General features: G+C 71.5%; 17 protein-coding genes. All 17 read left to right on the forward strand.

What is annotated here, in order from left to right:
- Window positions 1–169: 169 nt before the first annotated feature.
- The 17 genes from ABZ883_RS35375 to ABZ883_RS35455 all read left to right on the forward strand — a co-directional run bounded on the left by ABZ883_RS35375 (window position 170) and on the right by ABZ883_RS35455 (window position 17,595).
- Entirely contained in the window at window positions 170–574 is a 405-nt protein-coding gene (locus ABZ883_RS35375; protein ID WP_360913675.1) for a hypothetical protein, read from the forward strand.
- Entirely contained in the window at window positions 556–3,192 is a 2,637-nt protein-coding gene (locus ABZ883_RS35380) for an ATP/GTP-binding protein (RefSeq protein WP_360913677.1), read from the forward strand. Before ABZ883_RS35375 ends, ABZ883_RS35380 begins: the two co-directional genes overlap by 19 nt.
- Window positions 3,189–4,139 carry a replication-relaxation family protein gene (locus ABZ883_RS35385; RefSeq protein WP_360913679.1) on the forward strand — a complete coding sequence of 317 codons (951 nt, stop codon included), beginning with the start codon at window positions 3,189–3,191 and terminating at the stop codon, window positions 4,137–4,139. Before ABZ883_RS35380 ends, ABZ883_RS35385 begins: the two co-directional genes overlap by 4 nt.
- A 60-nt stretch (window positions 4,140–4,199) precedes the next feature.
- Entirely contained in the window at window positions 4,200–5,234 is a 1,035-nt protein-coding gene (locus ABZ883_RS35390; RefSeq protein ID WP_360913681.1) for a hypothetical protein, read from the forward strand.
- A gap of 256 nt (window positions 5,235–5,490) precedes the next feature.
- Complete coding sequence (locus ABZ883_RS35395; protein ID WP_360913683.1) at window positions 5,491–6,105, forward strand: hypothetical protein; 615 nt, start codon at window positions 5,491–5,493, stop codon at window positions 6,103–6,105.
- Between the two features lie 194 nt (window positions 6,106–6,299).
- Window positions 6,300–6,998, forward strand: coding sequence for an ATP/GTP-binding protein (locus ABZ883_RS35400; RefSeq protein ID WP_360913685.1), 699 nt, complete (start codon window positions 6,300–6,302; stop codon window positions 6,996–6,998).
- Window positions 6,999–7,159: 161 nt separating this feature from the next.
- Entirely contained in the window at window positions 7,160–7,768 is a 609-nt protein-coding gene (locus tag ABZ883_RS35405) for an SAF domain-containing protein (RefSeq protein ID WP_360913687.1), read from the forward strand.
- Complete coding sequence (locus ABZ883_RS35410) at window positions 7,768–8,589, forward strand: hypothetical protein (RefSeq protein ID WP_360913689.1); 822 nt, start codon at window positions 7,768–7,770, stop codon at window positions 8,587–8,589. Before ABZ883_RS35405 ends, ABZ883_RS35410 begins: the two co-directional genes overlap by 1 nt.
- A 157-nt stretch (window positions 8,590–8,746) precedes the next feature.
- The gene (locus tag ABZ883_RS35415) at window positions 8,747–10,096 is read left to right on the forward strand and encodes a CpaF/VirB11 family protein (RefSeq protein WP_360913691.1); all 1,350 of its coding nucleotides are present in this window, start codon (window positions 8,747–8,749) and stop codon (window positions 10,094–10,096) included.
- Window positions 10,093–11,049 (forward strand): type II secretion system F family protein, encoded by a 957-nt coding sequence (locus ABZ883_RS35420; protein ID WP_360913693.1) that lies wholly within the window; start codon window positions 10,093–10,095, stop codon window positions 11,047–11,049. The genes ABZ883_RS35415 and ABZ883_RS35420 overlap by 4 nt, the downstream gene beginning before the upstream one ends.
- Window positions 11,046–11,927, forward strand: coding sequence for a hypothetical protein (locus ABZ883_RS35425; RefSeq protein ID WP_360913695.1), 882 nt, complete (start codon window positions 11,046–11,048; stop codon window positions 11,925–11,927). Before ABZ883_RS35420 ends, ABZ883_RS35425 begins: the two co-directional genes overlap by 4 nt.
- A gap of 26 nt (window positions 11,928–11,953) precedes the next feature.
- Window positions 11,954–12,160: a hypothetical protein gene (locus tag ABZ883_RS35430; RefSeq protein WP_360913696.1), complete on the forward strand. Its 207-nt coding sequence runs from the start codon at window positions 11,954–11,956 to the stop codon at window positions 12,158–12,160.
- A 109-nt stretch (window positions 12,161–12,269) separates the two neighbouring features.
- The gene (locus ABZ883_RS35435; RefSeq protein ID WP_360913698.1) at window positions 12,270–12,614 is read left to right on the forward strand and encodes a TadE family protein; all 345 of its coding nucleotides are present in this window, start codon (window positions 12,270–12,272) and stop codon (window positions 12,612–12,614) included.
- Complete coding sequence (locus tag ABZ883_RS35440; RefSeq protein WP_360913700.1) at window positions 12,611–13,072, forward strand: TadE/TadG family type IV pilus assembly protein; 462 nt, start codon at window positions 12,611–12,613, stop codon at window positions 13,070–13,072. Before ABZ883_RS35435 ends, ABZ883_RS35440 begins: the two co-directional genes overlap by 4 nt.
- Entirely contained in the window at window positions 13,069–13,518 is a 450-nt protein-coding gene (locus ABZ883_RS35445; RefSeq protein WP_360913702.1) for a hypothetical protein, read from the forward strand. The genes ABZ883_RS35440 and ABZ883_RS35445 overlap by 4 nt, the downstream gene beginning before the upstream one ends.
- A gap of 22 nt (window positions 13,519–13,540) precedes the next feature.
- On the forward strand, window positions 13,541–17,038 hold the full coding sequence (locus tag ABZ883_RS35450) for a LysM peptidoglycan-binding domain-containing protein (RefSeq protein ID WP_360913704.1): 3,498 nt from the start codon (window positions 13,541–13,543) through the stop codon (window positions 17,036–17,038).
- Window positions 17,039–17,229: 191 nt separating this feature from the next.
- Complete coding sequence (locus tag ABZ883_RS35455; RefSeq protein WP_360913706.1) at window positions 17,230–17,595, forward strand: hypothetical protein; 366 nt, start codon at window positions 17,230–17,232, stop codon at window positions 17,593–17,595.
- Window positions 17,596–18,042 lie beyond the last annotated feature (447 nt).

Consider the following 18,042-nt stretch of genomic DNA (forward strand, 5'->3'; position numbering starts at 1 on the left):
GCCGCCCTCCGCAGGGTCGTCACCGCGCCCAGCCCCGGCTGCTGCCGACAGCTCTGTCCATCGTGAAAGCTCCTCTCCGGGCCCCACTCGGAGCTTCAGCCCCGGCCGCCTGGCCGCCGCCACGGCCGCCGTGGTCGGACCGCGCGCACGGTTGCCGACCAGCGGGCTGGTGACCACGACGCCCACCACGATGGACGCGCCGCCGCTCGGCGCGGGACCGGCCGCGGACCACCTCATACAGGAGGGCTTGGACCGGGCCGAACCCTCTGGCCTCGGCTTGCCCGCCGACACAGCAGCCCGCGCGGTCGCGATCGGCCGGGCGGTGTGGACCGCTGATGCCACCGGTGCCGGCCGCGAGCAGTGGCCGGACTACTTCACCGGCTCCGCCCCGGCCGCCGCCTACACCCGCTTCCGCATCCAGGCCGCCGCCGCACAGGCCGACCGCGATCACCCCCAGGGCGTCGTGGTGCGGCTGGTGTGGGCCGGCGCCGACCCGGCCGGAACTTTCCTCGACCAGCGCACGGCCACCGTCCGCCTCATCCGGAAAGGAACGTCATGGACCCCCGCACAGTAGATCTCGCCTCCAGCCCTTGGTGGAGCGTCGCCTTCGGACTGATCGTCTGGACCTGGCACGCCGGGGTGTGGCTGATGGGCAACGCGTGGTGGCTGGCACTGATCGCCGCCCTGGTATGGGCCGGGTGGGAGGCGGTGCGGCATCACCTGGCCGAAGAGGCACTCAAGCAGCGAATGTTCGTCGAGCTGGTGCCCTCCGGCCAGTTCGAGACGAACGAAGAGGAGATCCTGCGGTTCGGCGCCCAGCTGATCCGGGCTGCCTCTGCCGGCAAGTGGTGGGCTCCCCGCCACGCCCGCACCGTACGGATCCGGCTGCGGGCCGACGGCAGCAAACCGCTCACCTACCGGGTGGAAGGCCCGGCCTCAGCTCAGCACCTGCTGCAGCAGACCCCCTACGCCCGGGTACAGACTGAGCCGGCCCGTCCGGTGGCATACAAGAAGAGCAAGCACACCGTGCGCGCGGTGTTCGCCCTGCACGGCACAGCAAGCTCGAAGCTGCGGGAGGTTCCGCTCCAGCCGGATCCGCTGCAGCCGCTGATCGACGCGGTGGCTGACCTGCGGTCCGATCTTGGCGACCTCGCCGAGGTGTGCCTGGATCTGTCGCCCGCCTCGAAGTGGGGGATCAAGAGCCGCCGTTGGCACGTGGTCCATGCGTCCCGGCAGCGGGCGCGGCAGGAGGCCCAGCGCGAGGCGCGTTGGATGGCCCAGGACTCCGCTGCTTTGGAGGATTCGTGGGGCTGGCAGCTGACCCAGCTGCTGGCGCCGCCGGATCAACGCGGCGGCCGACGGCTGATACGGATGCCGCGCCCGCCACGGATTGACCGGGAAAAGGCGCTCGGCAAGCTGATGGAGGACACCGGCCTGGTCCGGGTGCAGTTGCTGGTGCGGTGTTCCTCGGAGGAGACCGGGCGTGCCGAGCGGCGATTGCGGCACATCGAGGCCGCGCTGGATGTGTTCGCGGCGCGGACCAGGTTGTCGTCGGTGGGCTGGTCGTGGGGACCAGTGCGGTTCGGTCCGGACTCCTGGCCGTGGCGGTCACGGTTCGACCGCCGCTGGGCCAGCGGTCTGATCCGGCCGGGCCGGGATTCCTGGGTTCGCATGGAGGAACTCGCCGGTCTCCTCAAGCCCCCGACGATGCATGCCCGGTTGCCGCTGATGGCCGGTGACATCCCCACGTACGTGCCGAAGTCGTCGTTGCTGCCGCAGGGTTGGCACCGGGGCCCGGACGGCACTGCTCGGCTTTTGGCGACCCGGGAGTCGGACACGCTGTTCGAGGTGCAGGTCGGAAAGGCTGGCTGGGGCAAGACCACCCGGGCCCTGGTCCAGGCTGTCGCTGTCGCCCACCACGGAGGCGGGTTGGCGTTCGTCGACCCGCACCGCGACTCCTGGGCCACCGTCGCCCCCTACCTCGCCCACGACACGATCATGGAACGGACGTGGCTGTTCGATCTGACCGTCCGGGATCCCGCCGATCGGCTGGCGTCCTGGAACCCGCTCAGCATGACCAGCGGGGCGGCGGCGCACGAGGTGACGGCGGCCGTCGTTGATGCCTTTGCCACCAGCCTCGGGTGGGGTGATGCCAACGCACCCCGCGCTATCACGATTTTGACCAAGGCCGTCGAAGCACTGGTTGCCGTCAACGCCAAGGCCGTCGCCGAGAGCAAGGCAGACTGCCAGGCCACCGTGTTCCAGATGCGCCCGCTGCTGACGGACGCCACCTTCCGGGCCTTGGTGATCGCCCGGCTCACCGCTGACGCCCAGCGGTGGTGGACGACCTCGTTCCCGGCGATCCCCGCCGACGCCCTGCCCACCGTCCTCAACCCCCTCGACCGGCTCGCTGCCTCCCCCGTCATCAAAGCCTTCCTCGGCTCCCCCACCGGCAGCTACGACATGCGCCGCGCCATGGACGAATCCAAGGTCGTGTGGATCTGCCCCGCCGGTACTGGCCCGACCGACCGGCTTCTGACCTCCATGATCGTCCGCGACATGCTCCGGGCCGGCCTGTCCCGGCGCGACCTGCCGGAAAAGCAACGCACCCCGTTCCGGCTGTATCTGGACGAGCTGATTTCACTGGACGGCTCCGCCTCAACCTCGCTGGCGGAAATCACCGAGCAGCTCCGCAAGTTCGGGGTCCGGATGCACGGCATGACCCAGCTCCTGCACCGGATCAGCCCCGACGTGCGGACCGCGCTGCTGCAAAACGCGTCATCACTGTCGACCACCGCCGGATCGACAGAGGCCGTCCGGTACGTCACCAATGAGTGGGGCGACCAGGTCAGCCCCGCCGACGCCGCCGAACTCGGCCGCTACCAACACTGGGCTTCCTTCACTGTCGGCGGAACACGCGTCGGGCCACTGCGGATCCGCGGCCCCGAACTCAACGAAGTCTTCGGTGACCTAGCCCTCGGAAGCAAGACCAAAGAGCTGCAGGACGCCGCCGACACCCATACCGACGCCAAGCCACTGGCGGAACTCACCGCCGTCGCCTCGACCCATGAAGCCATCGTCCGCGCGTTCCTCACCGTGCCCGGCAAGGCCCCCGGGCCAGAAGCGGACACCAGCCAACCCTCCACCTCCCAGCCGTCCCCCGGCGCGACCCGAAAAGGACAGTTCGCATGAACACCGATCCCGACCTCTACGCCGACCTGCCGCTCCCGGAAGAAGCGGAGGTGGACTCCCAGCCCAGTGCAGAGGACTCCCAGGCCCACCGGACTCTGGCTCTGCTGGCTCAGCACCGCCTGGCCACAACTCCTCAACTGCAGCAACTCGTGATGCCTGACGTGACCCGGCAGGCCGCGTCCCAGGTCCTGAACGCACTGCGGGAGGACAAACTCATCTCCTTCACGGTGCTACCCCGCAGCCGCATGACGCGTATCTGGTATCTCACCCACCGCGGAGCCCGGATTACCTCCGGCTGGCCGGAACTGCGGGGCAGGCTGGTGCAGCCGCTGACCGGGGGGACCGAAGCCTCACTGCGGGCCCCGCACACCCTGACCGTCCTGCGCACGCACCTGGCCTTCCTCGCAGACGCACGGACTCGCAGCGACGAGTACGGGCCTCTTGACTGGGTCCCGGAGATCGCGCACCGGCTGCCGGACACAGGCGGCGAGGACAAGCTGATCGCCGACGCCGTACTGCACTACACCGCCTCTGCTCCCAGGCGTCTGCAGTACCGGGCGTTCGTGGAGGTCGACCGGGCCACCATGAGCAGCGAACGCCTTTCGCGAAAGCTGATCTCCTACGCCCGTTTCCACGACTACACCCCGCAGCCTCCCGGCCGGCGGGGCACCGTCGCCGACCAGGAGACCATGCTCGCCTGGCAGCGGTTCTACCCGCGGTTTCCCCGCGTGTTGTTCGTCCTCACCGGCGCTGGACCGGAAGCCCTGCAACGGCGGATCAACGATCTCCGAGCAATGGTCGGAGTGCACTCCTTGGTGACACAGCTCGCCTCCCAGGTCGCGTTGGGGGCCGCGGTGCTGGAAGACCTCGAACAGCACGGGGCATCGGGGCCGGTGTGGACACCACTGGCCGGCCCGGCTGACCGCCGGTCGTGGATGGAGCTGTAGGCGCCGATGAGGAAGCTCCGGAGCCGGCCGCCTCGGTTCGTCGCCCTGGACAACCGGGCCGTGGACGACGTGCGGCTCAGTGTCCTGGACGTCGGGCTGCTCGCGATGGCGCTGCGGGCTCCGGACGGGGCGGACTTCACCGTCGCTGGCATGGCGCGCAAGCGCCGGCCCGGCAGGGAAGCGCTGACCAAGGCGATGCGGAACCTGGTGGCCTGCGGCTACATCGTCAAGCTGAAGATCCAGGACGCCGCGACCGGGACGTGGCGGACCGAGTTCTCCGTCGCTGACCTGCCATTCAGTCGTGAGGACGTTGACGGCATGCTCGGCTTCGTGACCGGGGCGCGGGCGGTGCGGGTCGAGCCGGCCTGGCTCGACCCGCGCGCCGCCGCGGCGTCGAATCCAGGAGCGGAAAGCGCCGCTCCTGCGGTGCCGGACCGAGTGACGGGATCCCGTCAGTCGGTGGTGACCAGCCGGAACATCGTTGATCCGCAGGTGGGACCGACTGACGGGTTTCCGGCGGTCGGTGAGCCGACGGTCGGTGACCCGTCGGCTAAAGAACAAAGACTTCACGTACAAGACGGAAGGGACTCTCTCTCCTCTCCTCCCGACGACCCGGCGCTCACGGCGGAGAGAGAAGGCGCGCCGCCGGGAGGTCCGTCGCTGATCGCGGTGCCGGGCCCGCTGCTCCTACCGTCACGGTCCGGCGAGTCCCTTCACGATCTCGGCAGCCTCGGCCGGCCCGTACTGGTCAACGCGCGGGCAGCCGGAATCCGGGTTGCCGACGCATGGGCTGAGGCCCGCCGGCGGCGTGGGCACCCGGTGCCGGTGCTCGGGCACCGGCGGCTGGCACGAGTCGCGGCCGCACTGGCGGCCGCTGGTAGCGCAGAAGAAGTCCTCGCTCAGGCGGCGGTGGACATGGCGCGGGAGCCGGCATGGCTGGATCTGGAGCGGCATCTGGAGCACTGGTCGCCGCCCTCGCCGAGACCGGCGCCGACCGGGTCGGTGCCGTTTTGCGGGAGCTGCGACTACGGCTGGGTCACCGGCGACGACGACCGAGTCCGCAAGTGCCCTTGCCGGTCGGGCGGGGCGCCGTGACCGACCGCTCGATTCCACTCACCGAAATCGTCGGTGACGTGCAGTGAAAAGTCACCGCCCCGCATACGAGGGCAAAGGCGCACGGAACGGTTCAGTGCGCTCGTGATCCCCGTTGGAAGCGGTGAGTTGGCGCCGTACGGTGCGTCGTACATCGCACCGCGACACCTGCCGCATGATGCGCCGTCTCCCCGACGGCGTGTATCAGCGTCGGGCGTCACCGACGGATGCGCAGCCGATGTAAGGGGGAGGCAGTCCCGTGCCGAGCACCACCACCGACAAGACTCACCGCCAGGTCCGTCGTGTCCACCGCGGTGCCGTCGTGGCAGCCGCCGTCGTCATCGGCGTATTCGCCCTGGCTGCCTGCGCAGGTGACAAGGACTCCGCCGAGCCGGCCTCCGTGTCCAAGGCCCCCAAGAGCACGGCGTCGAAGGTGGCGGCCGCCTCACCGAACCCGACGGCAGCCGCGCAGGACAAGGTCGCCGCCGCGTTCCAGGGTCTGGTCGATGCGGAGACCGCCGGGTTCGCGAAGGCCACGTTCGAGGGCACCGGCATCGAGCACTACGCCTCCGGGCAGGTCCTCGCCGACGACAAGAAGACGCTGCTGATCAACCGCGCCAACGGCATCGTCACCCAGGGCAAGCCCGCTTTCACCGTCACCAAGACCACGGTGGATCTGTCGGTGAGCCCGCACCGGGGCGCGTTGACCGTGTGCTGGGACGACACCGGCTGGACTCCGGTGAAGAAGGCGACCGGCAAGAGCGTCGCCGCCCCGGACCAGGCCCAGCGGTACGTGGTGAACTCCAAGCTCCGCACGATCGGGACCCGATGGGTCGTCACCGACAGCACCGCCACCCGGGACCAGTCGTGCTGAGGCGAACGTTGCCGGCAGTCGCCGTCCTGGCCGGCGGACTCCTGCTGGGATCAGTAGGTCCAGCCGCCGCGGACAACGGCGTGGTCTGCCCCTCGCGGGGCGACTGCTCGGTCGGGGTGACCGTGCCCGGGCAACCCGGTGGCAGCACTCCCGGCAACGACAACCCTGGCGGCGGAATCTCTGCCCGCCGGTGTGTGGACACCCTGCAGAACGTGGAAGTGCCCTGCTACCTGAAGGATCTGGGGTGGTGGAGCCCGAACTGCTACTACCAGGTCATGGACCCGCAGCCACCGGCCGGGGACCCGGCCTGGGAAGGCCACAAGCCCGGCGACGGCGCGGTGTACGACGCGTACTGCCCCGATGAGGGTCGGCCGGTGCAGTGGCGGGCGACGCCGCCGCCCGGGGCGAACGGGGGCGTCGACCCTGCCCAGCTTGCTGCCGAGGCCGTGAAGCGGCTGCCGATCGACGGTCCGGACATCGGGATCGTCCCCAAGCCCGGCACGACCGGCGTGGTCGGCATGCCGGTGTGGCTGTGGAACCGCACCAGTCCCCGTACGTGGGGCCCGGCCGCAGAGTCGGTCACCGCGGGCGGCGTGACGGTGACCGCGACCGCGCACGTGTGGCAGATCCAGTGGGACATGGGCGACGGCCACACCGTCACCTGCGGCGCCGGCACCCCGTACAAGGCCTCGTACGGCGCGAAGGAGTCCCCGGACTGCGGCTACCGCTACACCACCACCTCCAACGGCGGCGAGGGCGACGTGTTCTGGGTGACCGCGACCGCCACATGGGACGTGCACTGGGCCGGCGGAGGCCAGCGCGGCGACCTCACGACGACCCGCTCTTCCCAGGTTCAGCTGCGCGTCGGCGAAGTCCAGGTCCTCGGCCAGTGACCGCTGGCCTCCCCACACAGGAGGCACCCCTCGTGAACCCCACCACCACGCCATCACCTTCTCTCGCTGGCACGCAGGCAGCCCCGGCAGGGCCACCAGCCGGCCCGGTCGCGCCGCCGCGGATGGTCCGGCAACGCCGACGCCGCCCCGGACTGATCGCCTTGTCGGTCGCGCTGATCGCCGCCGGCGGCCTGTCCGGAGCCGTTCTCTACTCAAGCTCAGGGCACCGCACCGCGGTGGTCGTGGTCGCCCGGGACGTGCCGGTCGGCTCCCGCATCACCCAGCAGGACCTGACGACGGCGTCCATCGCGTTGGACCCTGCCGTGCAGTCGGTGAAGGCCTCCCGTGTCGGTGACCTTGTCGGCCGACGCGCCGCGACCGATCTGAAGACGGGTTCGCTGCTCGCGCTCTCGCAGATCACGGACCAGTCGCTGATCGGGCCGGGCGAGCAGCTGGTCGGGGTGAGCGTGAAGCCGTCCCAGCTTCCGGCGACTCCCCTGGTCCCCGGGCAGAAGGTACTGATCGTGGCCACGCCGGACCCGGATGCCGGAGCCGTCCGGCCCGGCACCGGCAACAGCAACGCCGCGGCGGGAAACGGCACGTCGCCGGTGACGCTGTCGGCGAAGGTCGTCGCGGTCGGCCGGCCCGCGACCGCCACGGGCGAGGTGGTGGTCGACGTCGTCGTGCCCGCTGCCGACGGGCCCGCGCTGGCCGCCCGGGTGGCAACCGGGAACGTCGCCGTCGTCGTCCTCGCGCGGGATGGTGCGTGATGGCGGTCATCGCGCTGGCCGGAGGCCTCGGCGCGCCCGGAGCGACCACCACGGCAATGGCACTGCTGCTGACCTGGCCGCTGGAGGCCGGCCACCGGGTGGTGCTGGCAGAGTGCGACCCGGACGGCGGGGCGATCCTGCCCGGAGCCCTTCAGGGGACTCTCAGCGGCTCTCATGGGCTGCGGAACCTCGCGCTCGCGGCGCGGCAAGGACAGCTCCAGGAGGCGTTCTGGCGGCAGTTGGTCGACGTCACCGACGCCCGCACCCGCGACCGTCTCGTCCTGCCCGGCCTGTACGACCCGGCGCACGCGTCCTCGATGGGCCCGGTGTGGAAGCCACTCTCGGCGATGTTCGCCGGGATCGAAGCCCACGCGCACGACGTGCTGGTCGACCTCGGCCGGCGCGGGGCGTTCGGCCCGTCCCAGGTCCTCGCGCAGCGCGCCGACGTAGTGCTGCTGGTCGCCCGGAACGGCCTGCGCGGACTGCAGAGCGCCGAGGTCCGCCTCGCCGCTCTGCGGGAGCAGCTCGGCACCACCACCGAGGTCCGGCTGCTGCTGGTCGACGGCGGCCCGTTCCCGGCCGCCGAGGTCCAACGACAGCTCCAGGCGCAGGTAGTTGGGGTGCTGCCGTGGCGGCCGCGGGAGGCTGCGGTGCTGTCCGACGGTGCGGAGCAGCCGCGGAAGTTCGAGCTGTCGGAGCTGATGCGCTCTGCCCGGTCGGCGACCACGCGGATCCGGCAGTTGGTCGCGACCCGCCGTGCCCGCTTGTCCGTCCCGGCGCGTGGTTCCCTCGAGGAAAGGACGGAGACCGGTGCGCGCTGAACCCCTGCACACCCAACCGGTCCCGGCGCCCCAGTCGGCACCGGCACAGATGCGCCCGCTGCACCTGGCGCCAAGCACCCCAGCAACGGCTGCGGCACATTCCCCCACATCAGTTGATAACCCGGCTGCGCCGCAGGCCTCCGTCGACTACGCCGCGGTGCGCCTGATCAAGAAGGAGGTCGGCGACCGCCTCGGTGAACTCCTGCGCACCCGGCCGGGCATGAGCGCGGCCGCGCAAGAGCAGCAGGGCCGCGCGCTGATCAACGAGCAGGTCGCGATCTGGTCAGACGCCGAAGCCATCCGCCGCGGCCAAGCCACCAGCCCGGTCGAGGACGCGGCGATCGCCCAGGCAGTCTTCCACCTGCAGTTCCGCGCCGGCCGACTCCAGCAGCACCTGGACAACCCACTGGTGGAGAACATCTTCATCAACGGCCACCGCAACGTCGTACTCGACTTCACCGACGGCCGCCGCACCCAGGTCGCCCCCGTCGCGGACTCCGACGACGAACTCCGCGAGCTCCTGCACGACCTCGCCCGGCGCACCACGGGCCAGTCGGAGAGAAGCCTTTCGACTGCGGACCCGTTCCTGGCGCTCCGCCTGGCCGACGGGTCCCGTCTTCAAGCGGTCACCGACGTCACGCCCGGCATCTACGTGACGATCCGCCGGCACTCCATGCGCCACGCCGACCTGACCGAACTGGTGCAGCGCGGCATGCTCGACACCACGTTGCAGGCGTTCCTGTCCGCGTGCGTGCGGGCGGAGAAGAACGTCATGGTCGTGGGCGGTCAGGCCGCCGGAAAGACGACGCTGCTGCGGGCCCTGCTGAAGGAGATCGACCCGGCCGAGCGGTTCGCGACGCTGGAGACGGAGTACGAACTGTTCGCGCATGAGAACGGCCACCACCAGCAGGTCGTGCCGATGGAGGCGCGGGAGTCCAACGGCGAACGCGTCGACGGGCACGGCGCCGGCGAGATCACGCTGATGGACCTGATGTACCGGGCGCTGCGGATGAGCCTCGCGCGGATCGTGGTCGGTGAGGTCCGCGGTCCGGAGATCGTCGCGATGCTGCAGGCGATGACCAACGGGCAGGGCGGGAACCTGTCCACGCTGCACGCGATCCACCCGTCGGTGGTGTTCGACCGGATCGCCGAGCTGTACCTTCTCGCGCAGGCGAACATGAGCGAGGCCTTGGCGTACCGGCAGGCCGCGAACGGCCTGGACTTCATCGTGTTCGTCAGCTCCATCGATGAGACCCGCATCGGCGGGCACCGGCACCGGTTCGTCTCCCACGTGCTGGAGGTCACCGGCATCGGCGAGGGCGGCCGCCCCGACACGAACCTGATCTTCGGGCCGGGCCCGGAGTGGGACGAGCCCAGGGCCATGCCGCTGATGCAACCCCGCTGCATCCCCGACCTGCGGCGGGCCGGCTTCGACCCCGACCTCCTCAACACCCCGCACGGCACCTGGCCCGTACCGCTGCCGCTGCTGATCCGGGAGGCTTCGTGACGGGCGGGACGGGGCTGCTGCTGTGGGTCATCACCGGCGCGGCACTGATCGCCGGGCTGGTCGGCATAGTCATCGGCGTGACCGGCACCGACGTCCCGAAGCGACCGCCGCTGGCGGCACGGCTTCGCGTGGCGCGCTCGGGCGGCGGGGCGTTGGAAGGCCGCAGGGCGAAGCTCGCCGCCGGTGCGGTAGCGGGCGCGATGGTGTGGGCGGTCACGGGGGTGTTCGTGGCGGGTGCTCTCGTGTTGCTGGCGGTTCCGGGGGTGCCGTGGCTACTGTCCCCGACCATGGGCGCAGCCCAGCGCATCGGCCGGCTGGAGGCTCTCGGGGACTGGACGCAGCGCCTGTCGAACGTGCTGCGGCTCGGCCGCGGTCTGGATGAAGCCCTTGCGCTGTCCCGCAAGGGCGTGCCGGAGCCGATCGCGGTCGATGTCGGCGACCTGGTCGACCGGCTCGCCGTCGGCTGGCGCCCGGCTGAGGCCCTGCGCGTCTTCGGTGACGCGCTCGACGACGTGACCGCGGACAAGGTCGTCGCCGCGCTCATCCTGTCCGCCGCCGACCGCGGACCGGGCCTGGCGCAGGCGTTGGACGACCTGGCGGCGTCGGTGCACGACGAGGTCGCCAAGCGGCGGCAGATCGAGGCGGACCGGGCCAAGCCCCGTACCACCGTGCGGTGGATGACCCTGATCACCCTGGGTGTGGTCGCCTTCGGGTTCCTCATCCCCGGCTACACCGCCCCGTATGGGTCGTTGCTCGGACAGTTGGTCCTCGCGTTGCTGGCCGCCGCTTTCGTGGCGGTGCTGGTGTGGATGCGGCAGCTCGCCGACCACCACCCGGTGGCGCGGTTCCTCATCGCCGACCCGCGCAGCCGCGTCACCGGAACAGCCGTGGCGCCCACTGCCAGTGAGCCGATCGGTGCCCTCGTTGCCGCCAGTGGTGGGGAGGCGCGGTGATCCCGGTGGGTGCGCTGCTTGCCGGCGCCATGGTCGGCGCCGGGACGGCGCTGCTGGTCAAGGAACTCCTGCGGCCCGCTCCCGCGTTGGGTCCCGCGCTGCAGCGGCTCAACCACCCCGTTCCCCCGGCCCCGGAACTGGTCGGCACGGACCGCGATGAGCGGTGGGGGGCGTGGCTGGTCGACCACCTCGGGACACTGCCCGGCGTGCGGATACCCCGGAAGCACCTCGCCCTGGTCGGGACGTCGCCGGGGAAGTTCCTGCTGACCAAGACCGCGCTCGCGGCCGCCGGGCTGCTGGTGCCGCCGCTCGCCGGCATCCCACTGCTGTTCCTCGGCCTTCCCCTCTATCTACCGGCCGTGGTCGGCTTGTTGTTCGCCGCGGTGCTGTGGTTCGGCCCGGACCTCGCCCTGCGCGACCAGGCGAAGCGGGCCCGGGAGGAGTTCGCGCACGCCATGGCCGCCTACCTGGACCTGATCGCGCTCCGGCGGGCCGGGAACGTCTCCGCTGAACAGGCCCTGGAGCAGGCGGCGCAGGTCGGGCAGGGGTGGGCGTTCGTCCGGATCCAGCAGGCGCTGGTGCAGTCACGGGTGGACAAGGTCCCGCACTGGGAGAGCCTGACGCGGCTGACCGGCGAGCTGGACCTGCCGGTGGTGGAGGACCTCGCCGCGATCATGCGGCAGTCCAGCGACGACGGCGCCGCCGTCTACGCGACGCTGCGCGCCCGGGCCCGCAACCTGCGCACCGAACTCCTGGCCGCGCAAGCGGCGGAGGCCAACGCCGACAGCGAGAAGATGACCGCCCCCGGCGCTCTGCTCGCCGTTTTGGTGATGCTTCTCATCGCGTTCCCCGCGGTCATCCGCATCCTCACGACCTGACGTCCATGCCGAAGGAGCACCCGACGATGCACCACCTCACCCGCGCTGCGACCGTCGCCGTCCTGTGGGTCCGCGGCCGCCTCGAAGAAGGCCGTGCCCGCGGCGGCGACCGCGGCGACATCTCCATCACCACCGTCATCATCTGGGCCGCCGCCGTCGGCGGCGCGATCGCCATCGCCGCCACCATCAGCGTCATCGTCACCAAGTACAACGGCCTGCTCACCGGGATCTGACGAGCCGATGGCCAGGACAACGGGGAAGGGCAGATCCGCGGGACGGGCCGCACGCCGGGTGGCGGCCCGGACCCGGTGCCTTGGTGACCGGGGCGATACGTCGATCCAGATGGCGATCGTGTTCCCGTTCGTCATCCTGCTCACGCTCGCCGTGGTGCAGGCCGGCATGTGGTTCCACGCCCGCAACATCGCCCTGACCGCCGCCCGCGAAGGCGTCACCGCCGCCCGCACCTACCAGTCCGCCGACGCTGACGGTGCCGCCCGAGCGCGTGAGGTCCTGGACCGGACCGCCGGGGACAGCCTCCGTGACCCGGCCGTCAGCACGGCAGGAAGCGGCGCCGAGGCCGTGCGTGTCACGGTGACCGGGACCGCCCCGTCGCTGCTGCCCGGCATCGCGGGCCTTCGCATCAACCAGTCCGCCGCTGCTCCACGCGAACACTGGACCACACCATGATCCCCTCAACGCCACAGCAGCGACGTGGACGGTTCCGCGGTGACCAGGGCAGTGAGGCGATCCAGGCAGCGATCGTCACCCCGCTGCTGATCGCGTTCCTGTGCCTGGCCATCGCCGCCGGACGCCTCGCGGTCGCCGGCGGGAAAGCCGACGCGGCAGCTGAGGACGCCGCCCGCGCCGCCACACTGGCACGCACCGAACCCGCCGCCGAGTCCGCGGCCGTCGACGCCGCCACCCGGTCCTTCGCTGACCAGGGCGTCCGCTGCGCCCGTACCGACGTGGACGTTGACGCCTCTGGCTTCACGGTGCCGGTCGGCCAGGTCGGCTACGTCACCGTCACCGTCCGCTGCACCGTGGACCTCTCGGACCTTCTGCTGCCGGGAACTCCCGGAGCCAGAACTCTCACCAGTACCTTCACCAGCGTCGTTGACGTGCACCGCGCCCGGCAGGACACATGACGACCACCACGGGACCGGCGGGGAGCCGGCCGGCTCGGGGCGACCGGGGCGGAGTCGCGGTGTTCGTCGCCATCTGCACGATGGCGCTGCTCGCGATCGCCGGGCTGGTCCTGGACGGCGGCGGCAAACTACGTGCGACCGAGCGCGCCGATGCCCTTGCCGTGGAAGCCGCCCGCGCCGGCGGCCAGGCCCTCGACCCGGCCGGGGCCATCACCGGCACCGTGATCCGCGTCGACCCCGCAGCCGCGCAGGCCGCCGCCACCGAGTACCTGCGCCAGGCCGGTGTCCACGGGACCGTGACCCTCTCCCCGGACCGCAGCCAGCTCACTGTCGTTGTCGACACCACGTATGCCACCCGGTTCCTGCCCGTGATCGGCATCGCCTCCATGGACGTCACCGGACACGGCACCGCGACGCTGCTGCACGGCGTCGACCAGCCCGAATAGCCCACGAGAAGGGCCACCCGCCATGCCCCAGCCCGCCGTTGTCCGTCCTGCTCGCAAGCATCCTTCCGACCCGACCCGAACCCGCGGCGCTGCTGTCCGTGCGATCGGGCGCGCGACGGCAAGCCTGACGCTGCTGGCCACGCTGCTGCTCGGCCTGCCTCTGGTGTTGTGGTGGGGCACCGCCATCGTCGCCCCGGCCGGCATCCAAGCCCTGGGCAACCTGCTGACCACGCAGGACTCCGGGCAGGTGTTCCTGCTCGCTCTCGCCGTGGCCGGCTGGGCCGGGTGGGCAGGCTTCGCGGCCGCCGTCCTCGTGGAGATCCCGGCTCAGCTGCGCGGCCGGACCGCCCCACGGCTCAAACTGCTGGTCGGCCAGCGCGCGGCCGCCGCGCTGGTCGGCGCCATCCTGGTCGCGCTGCCCACCAGCACCGCCCTGGCCTCCCCCACCCCCGCCCACGCTGTCACCAGCACCGCGGCGGCCGCCATCACGCAGGCCCGGGTACCAGAGAGCCACGACCGTTCCAGCCCCAGCGCGGCCGCACGAGCTGAACAGGAGGGGGCGACAACGCACACGGTGCAGGCGGTCCGGCCGGCGGAGAGCTTGTGGTCGATCGCCGAGGACCGGCTCGGTGACGGCCAACGATGGGAGGAGATCGCCGCCCTCAACAACGGACGCACCATGCCCGACGGCACCACCTTCCGTGCCGAGGACCTCATCCGGCCCGGGTGGGTACTGCTCCTGCCCGGCGATGCCGCCCGCGTCGGCCTTCATGCTGAGGGCGACCGCGGGAGCGTCCTCGAGGAAAGCGGCCCTTCCCAGTACACGGTGCGGCCGGGCGACACCCTGTCGCGGATCGCGGAAGACGAACTCGGGGACGCCGACCGCTACCCCGCGATCTTCCGGCTCAACCAAGGCGAACCGCAGCCCGGCGGTGGTCGCTTCACCGATCCCGATCGCATCTACCCCGGCCAGCACCTCGACCTACCCGTTCGGCACCAGCACCCTCCCACGGCTGGCCCGCAGCGCGACATCCACGAGCAGTCCCGTGACCGGGTGCCGCCACGAGGTAACGCCGACGTTCCCAGGGAGCTCGACCGTACGGCGGGCCCCTCTACGGCAGCGCAGACACCGCCGTCGACAACGGTCACTCCACCGGCGGCCGCGCCTTCGACGACGCAGATACCGACGACGCCACCCAGGGCGGCAGAACCCTCAGGACCGGCCGAGACTGCCTCGCAGGCACGACCCCCAGGGACGACCAGCGCAGCCCCACCGACGGCTGCCCCCACCCACGAGTCACCGCGACCTGCCGCCCCGACCACGGCGCCCGCCGCCTCGCCACCAGCCACTCCGCCGTCATCGCCGTCATCGCCGTCCACGCCCCTGGCCCCGGCAAGGGCCGTTCATGCCGCGCAGGACTCCGGTGGTGACCGGCAGATGGTGCTGACGGCGGGAATCGGCGCGCTGCTCGCCGCATTGCTGACCGGGGCCTTGGGGGTACGGCGGATTCTGCAGCAGCGGCGGCGCCGGGCGGGCGAGACCATCGCGATCGACGACGACCCGACCCGGACCGAGCAGGTCCTGCAGGCCACCGGCGAGCCGGCCGACGTCGCGCTCCTGGACACCGTGTTGCGCACCCTCGCCCACCGTGCGGCCAGCTCCGGCCACCCAGTCCCCGCGGTGCGCGGCGCCCGGGTCACCGCGTCCGGCGCGGTGCACCTGGTCGTCGACGACCCCGAGGCCGACCCAGTCCCGCCGTTCACCGCAGGGCCCGCAGCCGGGGTGTGGGTGCTCGACAGCGATCTGCCGCTGCTTCCGGCGGAGCAGGCTCGGGAGGTTCCAGCGCCGTATCCGGGGCTGGTCACGCTCGGCGCGGCCGAATCCGGCGACCTGGTGCTCATCGACCTCTTCCACACCGGTGGGCTCCTCCTGGACGGAGCGGCGGAGGACGTCCTGGCTGTGGCCCGGGCGCTGGCGCTGGAGGCAGGCACCAGCGCATGGAGCGACCACACCGAAGTCCTCACCGTGGGCCTGGGAAGCCGTCTCGCGAGGCTGTTGCCGAAGGGCCGACTGAGGGCGATGCCACATCTGTCGTCGGTGGTCTCCGACCTCGGGGCGCTGCTGGTGGAGGTGTATCAGCACAGCGAGGACCAGGCGGTGGAGCCGCTGCCGTGGATCCTGGTCTGCGCAGCCGACGTCGAACCCGCACAGGTCTGGCAGCTCGCCGACGCGATCGCCGCGGCCCGGCACCTGCCGGTCACCGTGGTCCTGCCCGAGAATCCGGCAACCCGGCAGGCCTTCCCCGACGCCGGCACCGTTCCCGTCGCCCACGGCACGACGGCGGTCTTCCCCCATCTGGTGACCGGGCCGGTGGAGTTGCAGCGGCTGTCGGACGAGCAGTACCGGGAGCTGGTTCACGCTCTCGACGTTGCTGATCACGCGGCGGCTCGCGCGACGGGCGCGTGGCAGTTCGCTGAGGACCACGACCGCAGCGCAACCTCCTCCCGCCCTGTACCAACCCCGCTGCTGCTGGTCGCGGGCACCGGCGCAGACGAACCGGCCGAAGCGGGCAGCCCGTTCCCGTCTCTGCTGGCCACCGCCGCCCCAGGTCGGATCCACCTCGTCCAACCGACAGCCGCGGACGACTCCAGCACCCACAGCACCGGAACCCACGACCCCGTCGACGACGGCTCGGTCCCCGGCGATGCAGGTGCGGCACTGGCGGCCGCCGGCCAGGACCACGACCTGTCGGTGCCGGTCCGGATGGATGAGGGCGCGCCTGAGATCAACGTGCTCGGTCCGCTGAAGGTCTCCGGAATCACCGGGTCCGGGCACGGCCCGCGGGTCGAGATGCTCGCGGCGCTGATCTACCTCAAGCCGGGCCGCACCGCCGATGCGCTGTGTACGGCGATGGACCCGGCTTCGCCCTGGTCGACCCGCACCCTGCAGTCACGGCTGTCGGAACTGCGGGCCCGGTTCGGCACCAACGCCCGCGGCGAGCCGTACCTGCCGCGGCCGCGATCTGGCTACGCCTTCCTCCCGTCGGTGCGCTCGGACTGGGCTGAGTTCCAACGGCTGGCGACGCGCGCGCTCGCGGCGGGCCCAGTGGCGGGGATGGCCGATCTCGAGGCCGCTCTGGCTCTGGTCCGCGGCCGGCCCTTCGACGGCCATGAACAACCGTGGGCCGCCTCGGTGCAGCAGGAAATCCTGTCCCGCATCGTCGACGTCGCCCACACCCTCGCCACCTGGCTCACCACCGGTGACACCCCGGACCTGGACGCGGCCCGCGCTGCGGTGCTACGCGGCCTGGACATCGATGAGACCGCCGAAGTCCTCTACCGGGACTGGATGGCCATCGAGCACACCGCCGGCAGCGTCTCCGGCGTCCGCAAAGCCGTCTCACGCGTGCAGCAGGTCACCGCGGCCTACGACATCTCCATGGACCCGCGCACCGAGTACGCCATCACCGAAGTCCTCGAATCGCAGGACCTGGCGGCCGCCACCGGCCACGGACTCTGAGGCCAGCCAAGGACGCGGTTGCCGGACCGCGACGGGGGATGCACGGTCCGGCAACCACTGCCCACCAGACTACGCACAGGAAGAGAGGACACCAGGTGGTTGCCGCGGTACGACTCGAACCAGACGGCACATGCGAGGCATTCGACCTGCCCGAGGACTACACGAGACAACACCACTTCCTGCGATCCCTGTTGGGTGGCACCGTAGACGGCGCGGTCTACCACCGCCGCGCCCTCCTCCACGTCCACGGCGAAGGCGCCCTCAGCCTGGACCGGGAGTTCAACGTCGCAGCGTGGGCGCTCGCGAGCATCTGGCGCGGCGCCGATCTGTCCTACGGGCTGTACGGGACCGCGGTGGTGACCGGACCCAACCGCGGCGACGGCAGTTCGGCCGAGCTCGACAACGACCTGGTCGAACAGGTCCGGGCCGTGGGCGGCGCCGTTTCCGACACGGTGCGCGTCTGGCGGACCGGGCCCCCCGCCAGTGAGGCGGCGGCACGCGCCGAGGTCCTGGCTGCTGCACGAGCGGCCGCGGGGCTGTGCACACCGCAGGGGTGACGTGGCCGCCATGATCGACTAGCGTGTCCGGCGTCTGCACGAAAGAGAGGGGGGGAACATCATGAGCGACACTTCGTGGGCCGCCGGTGACAGCACCTGGGGCTTCGACATGGGCTGGTAGCCAGCACCGTCGAAGGGGCTCCCGCCGCCACCCGTTGGCGGCGGGAGCCCCTTCGACTCTGGCGGAGGACGTCAGCCGACACGCCCCCGCTGCCTGCAGCGGGCCGCCCACCGGCCCGGTGATGCGTCGCGGGCGCCGCCCGGTGGCCGGGCGGCGGTCTGCGGTGAGGACATGGCCGACTGCTGCTCGCCCGGGGACTGGCAGCGTGGGCACAGTTCGTGGTGGCCGAGGTCGGTGACGATGGTTCCCCATCCGCGACAGTGTTCGCAGTCGCGGGCCAAGGCGGCGTTGGCTCGGGGAGCGGGGCTTACCCCGTCAGTCATGGG

The sequence above is a fragment of the Streptomyces sp. NPDC046977 genome (genome assembly GCF_040644455.1).
Taxonomy (GTDB): Bacteria; Actinomycetota; Actinomycetes; order Streptomycetales; family Streptomycetaceae; genus Actinacidiphila.

Excerpts from the sequence above, each read along its gene's own strand:
- ABZ883_RS35380 (WP_360913677.1), top strand. The coding sequence starts at position 556 with ATGGACCCCCGCACAGTAGATCTCGCCTCCAGCCCTTGGTGGAGCGTC.
- ABZ883_RS35430 (WP_360913696.1), top strand. The coding sequence starts at position 11,954 with ATGCACCACCTCACCCGCGCTGCGACCGTCGCCGTCCTGTGGGTCCGC.
- ABZ883_RS35435 (WP_360913698.1), top strand. The coding sequence starts at position 12,270 with ATGGCGATCGTGTTCCCGTTCGTCATCCTGCTCACGCTCGCCGTGGTG.
- ABZ883_RS35410 (WP_360913689.1), top strand. The coding sequence starts at position 7,768 with ATGGCGGTCATCGCGCTGGCCGGAGGCCTCGGCGCGCCCGGAGCGACC.
- ABZ883_RS35445 (WP_360913702.1), top strand. The coding sequence starts at position 13,069 with ATGACGACCACCACGGGACCGGCGGGGAGCCGGCCGGCTCGGGGCGAC.
- ABZ883_RS35440 (WP_360913700.1), top strand. The coding sequence starts at position 12,611 with ATGATCCCCTCAACGCCACAGCAGCGACGTGGACGGTTCCGCGGTGAC.
- ABZ883_RS35450 (WP_360913704.1), top strand. The coding sequence starts at position 13,541 with ATGCCCCAGCCCGCCGTTGTCCGTCCTGCTCGCAAGCATCCTTCCGAC.
- ABZ883_RS35385 (WP_360913679.1), top strand. The coding sequence starts at position 3,189 with ATGAACACCGATCCCGACCTCTACGCCGACCTGCCGCTCCCGGAAGAA.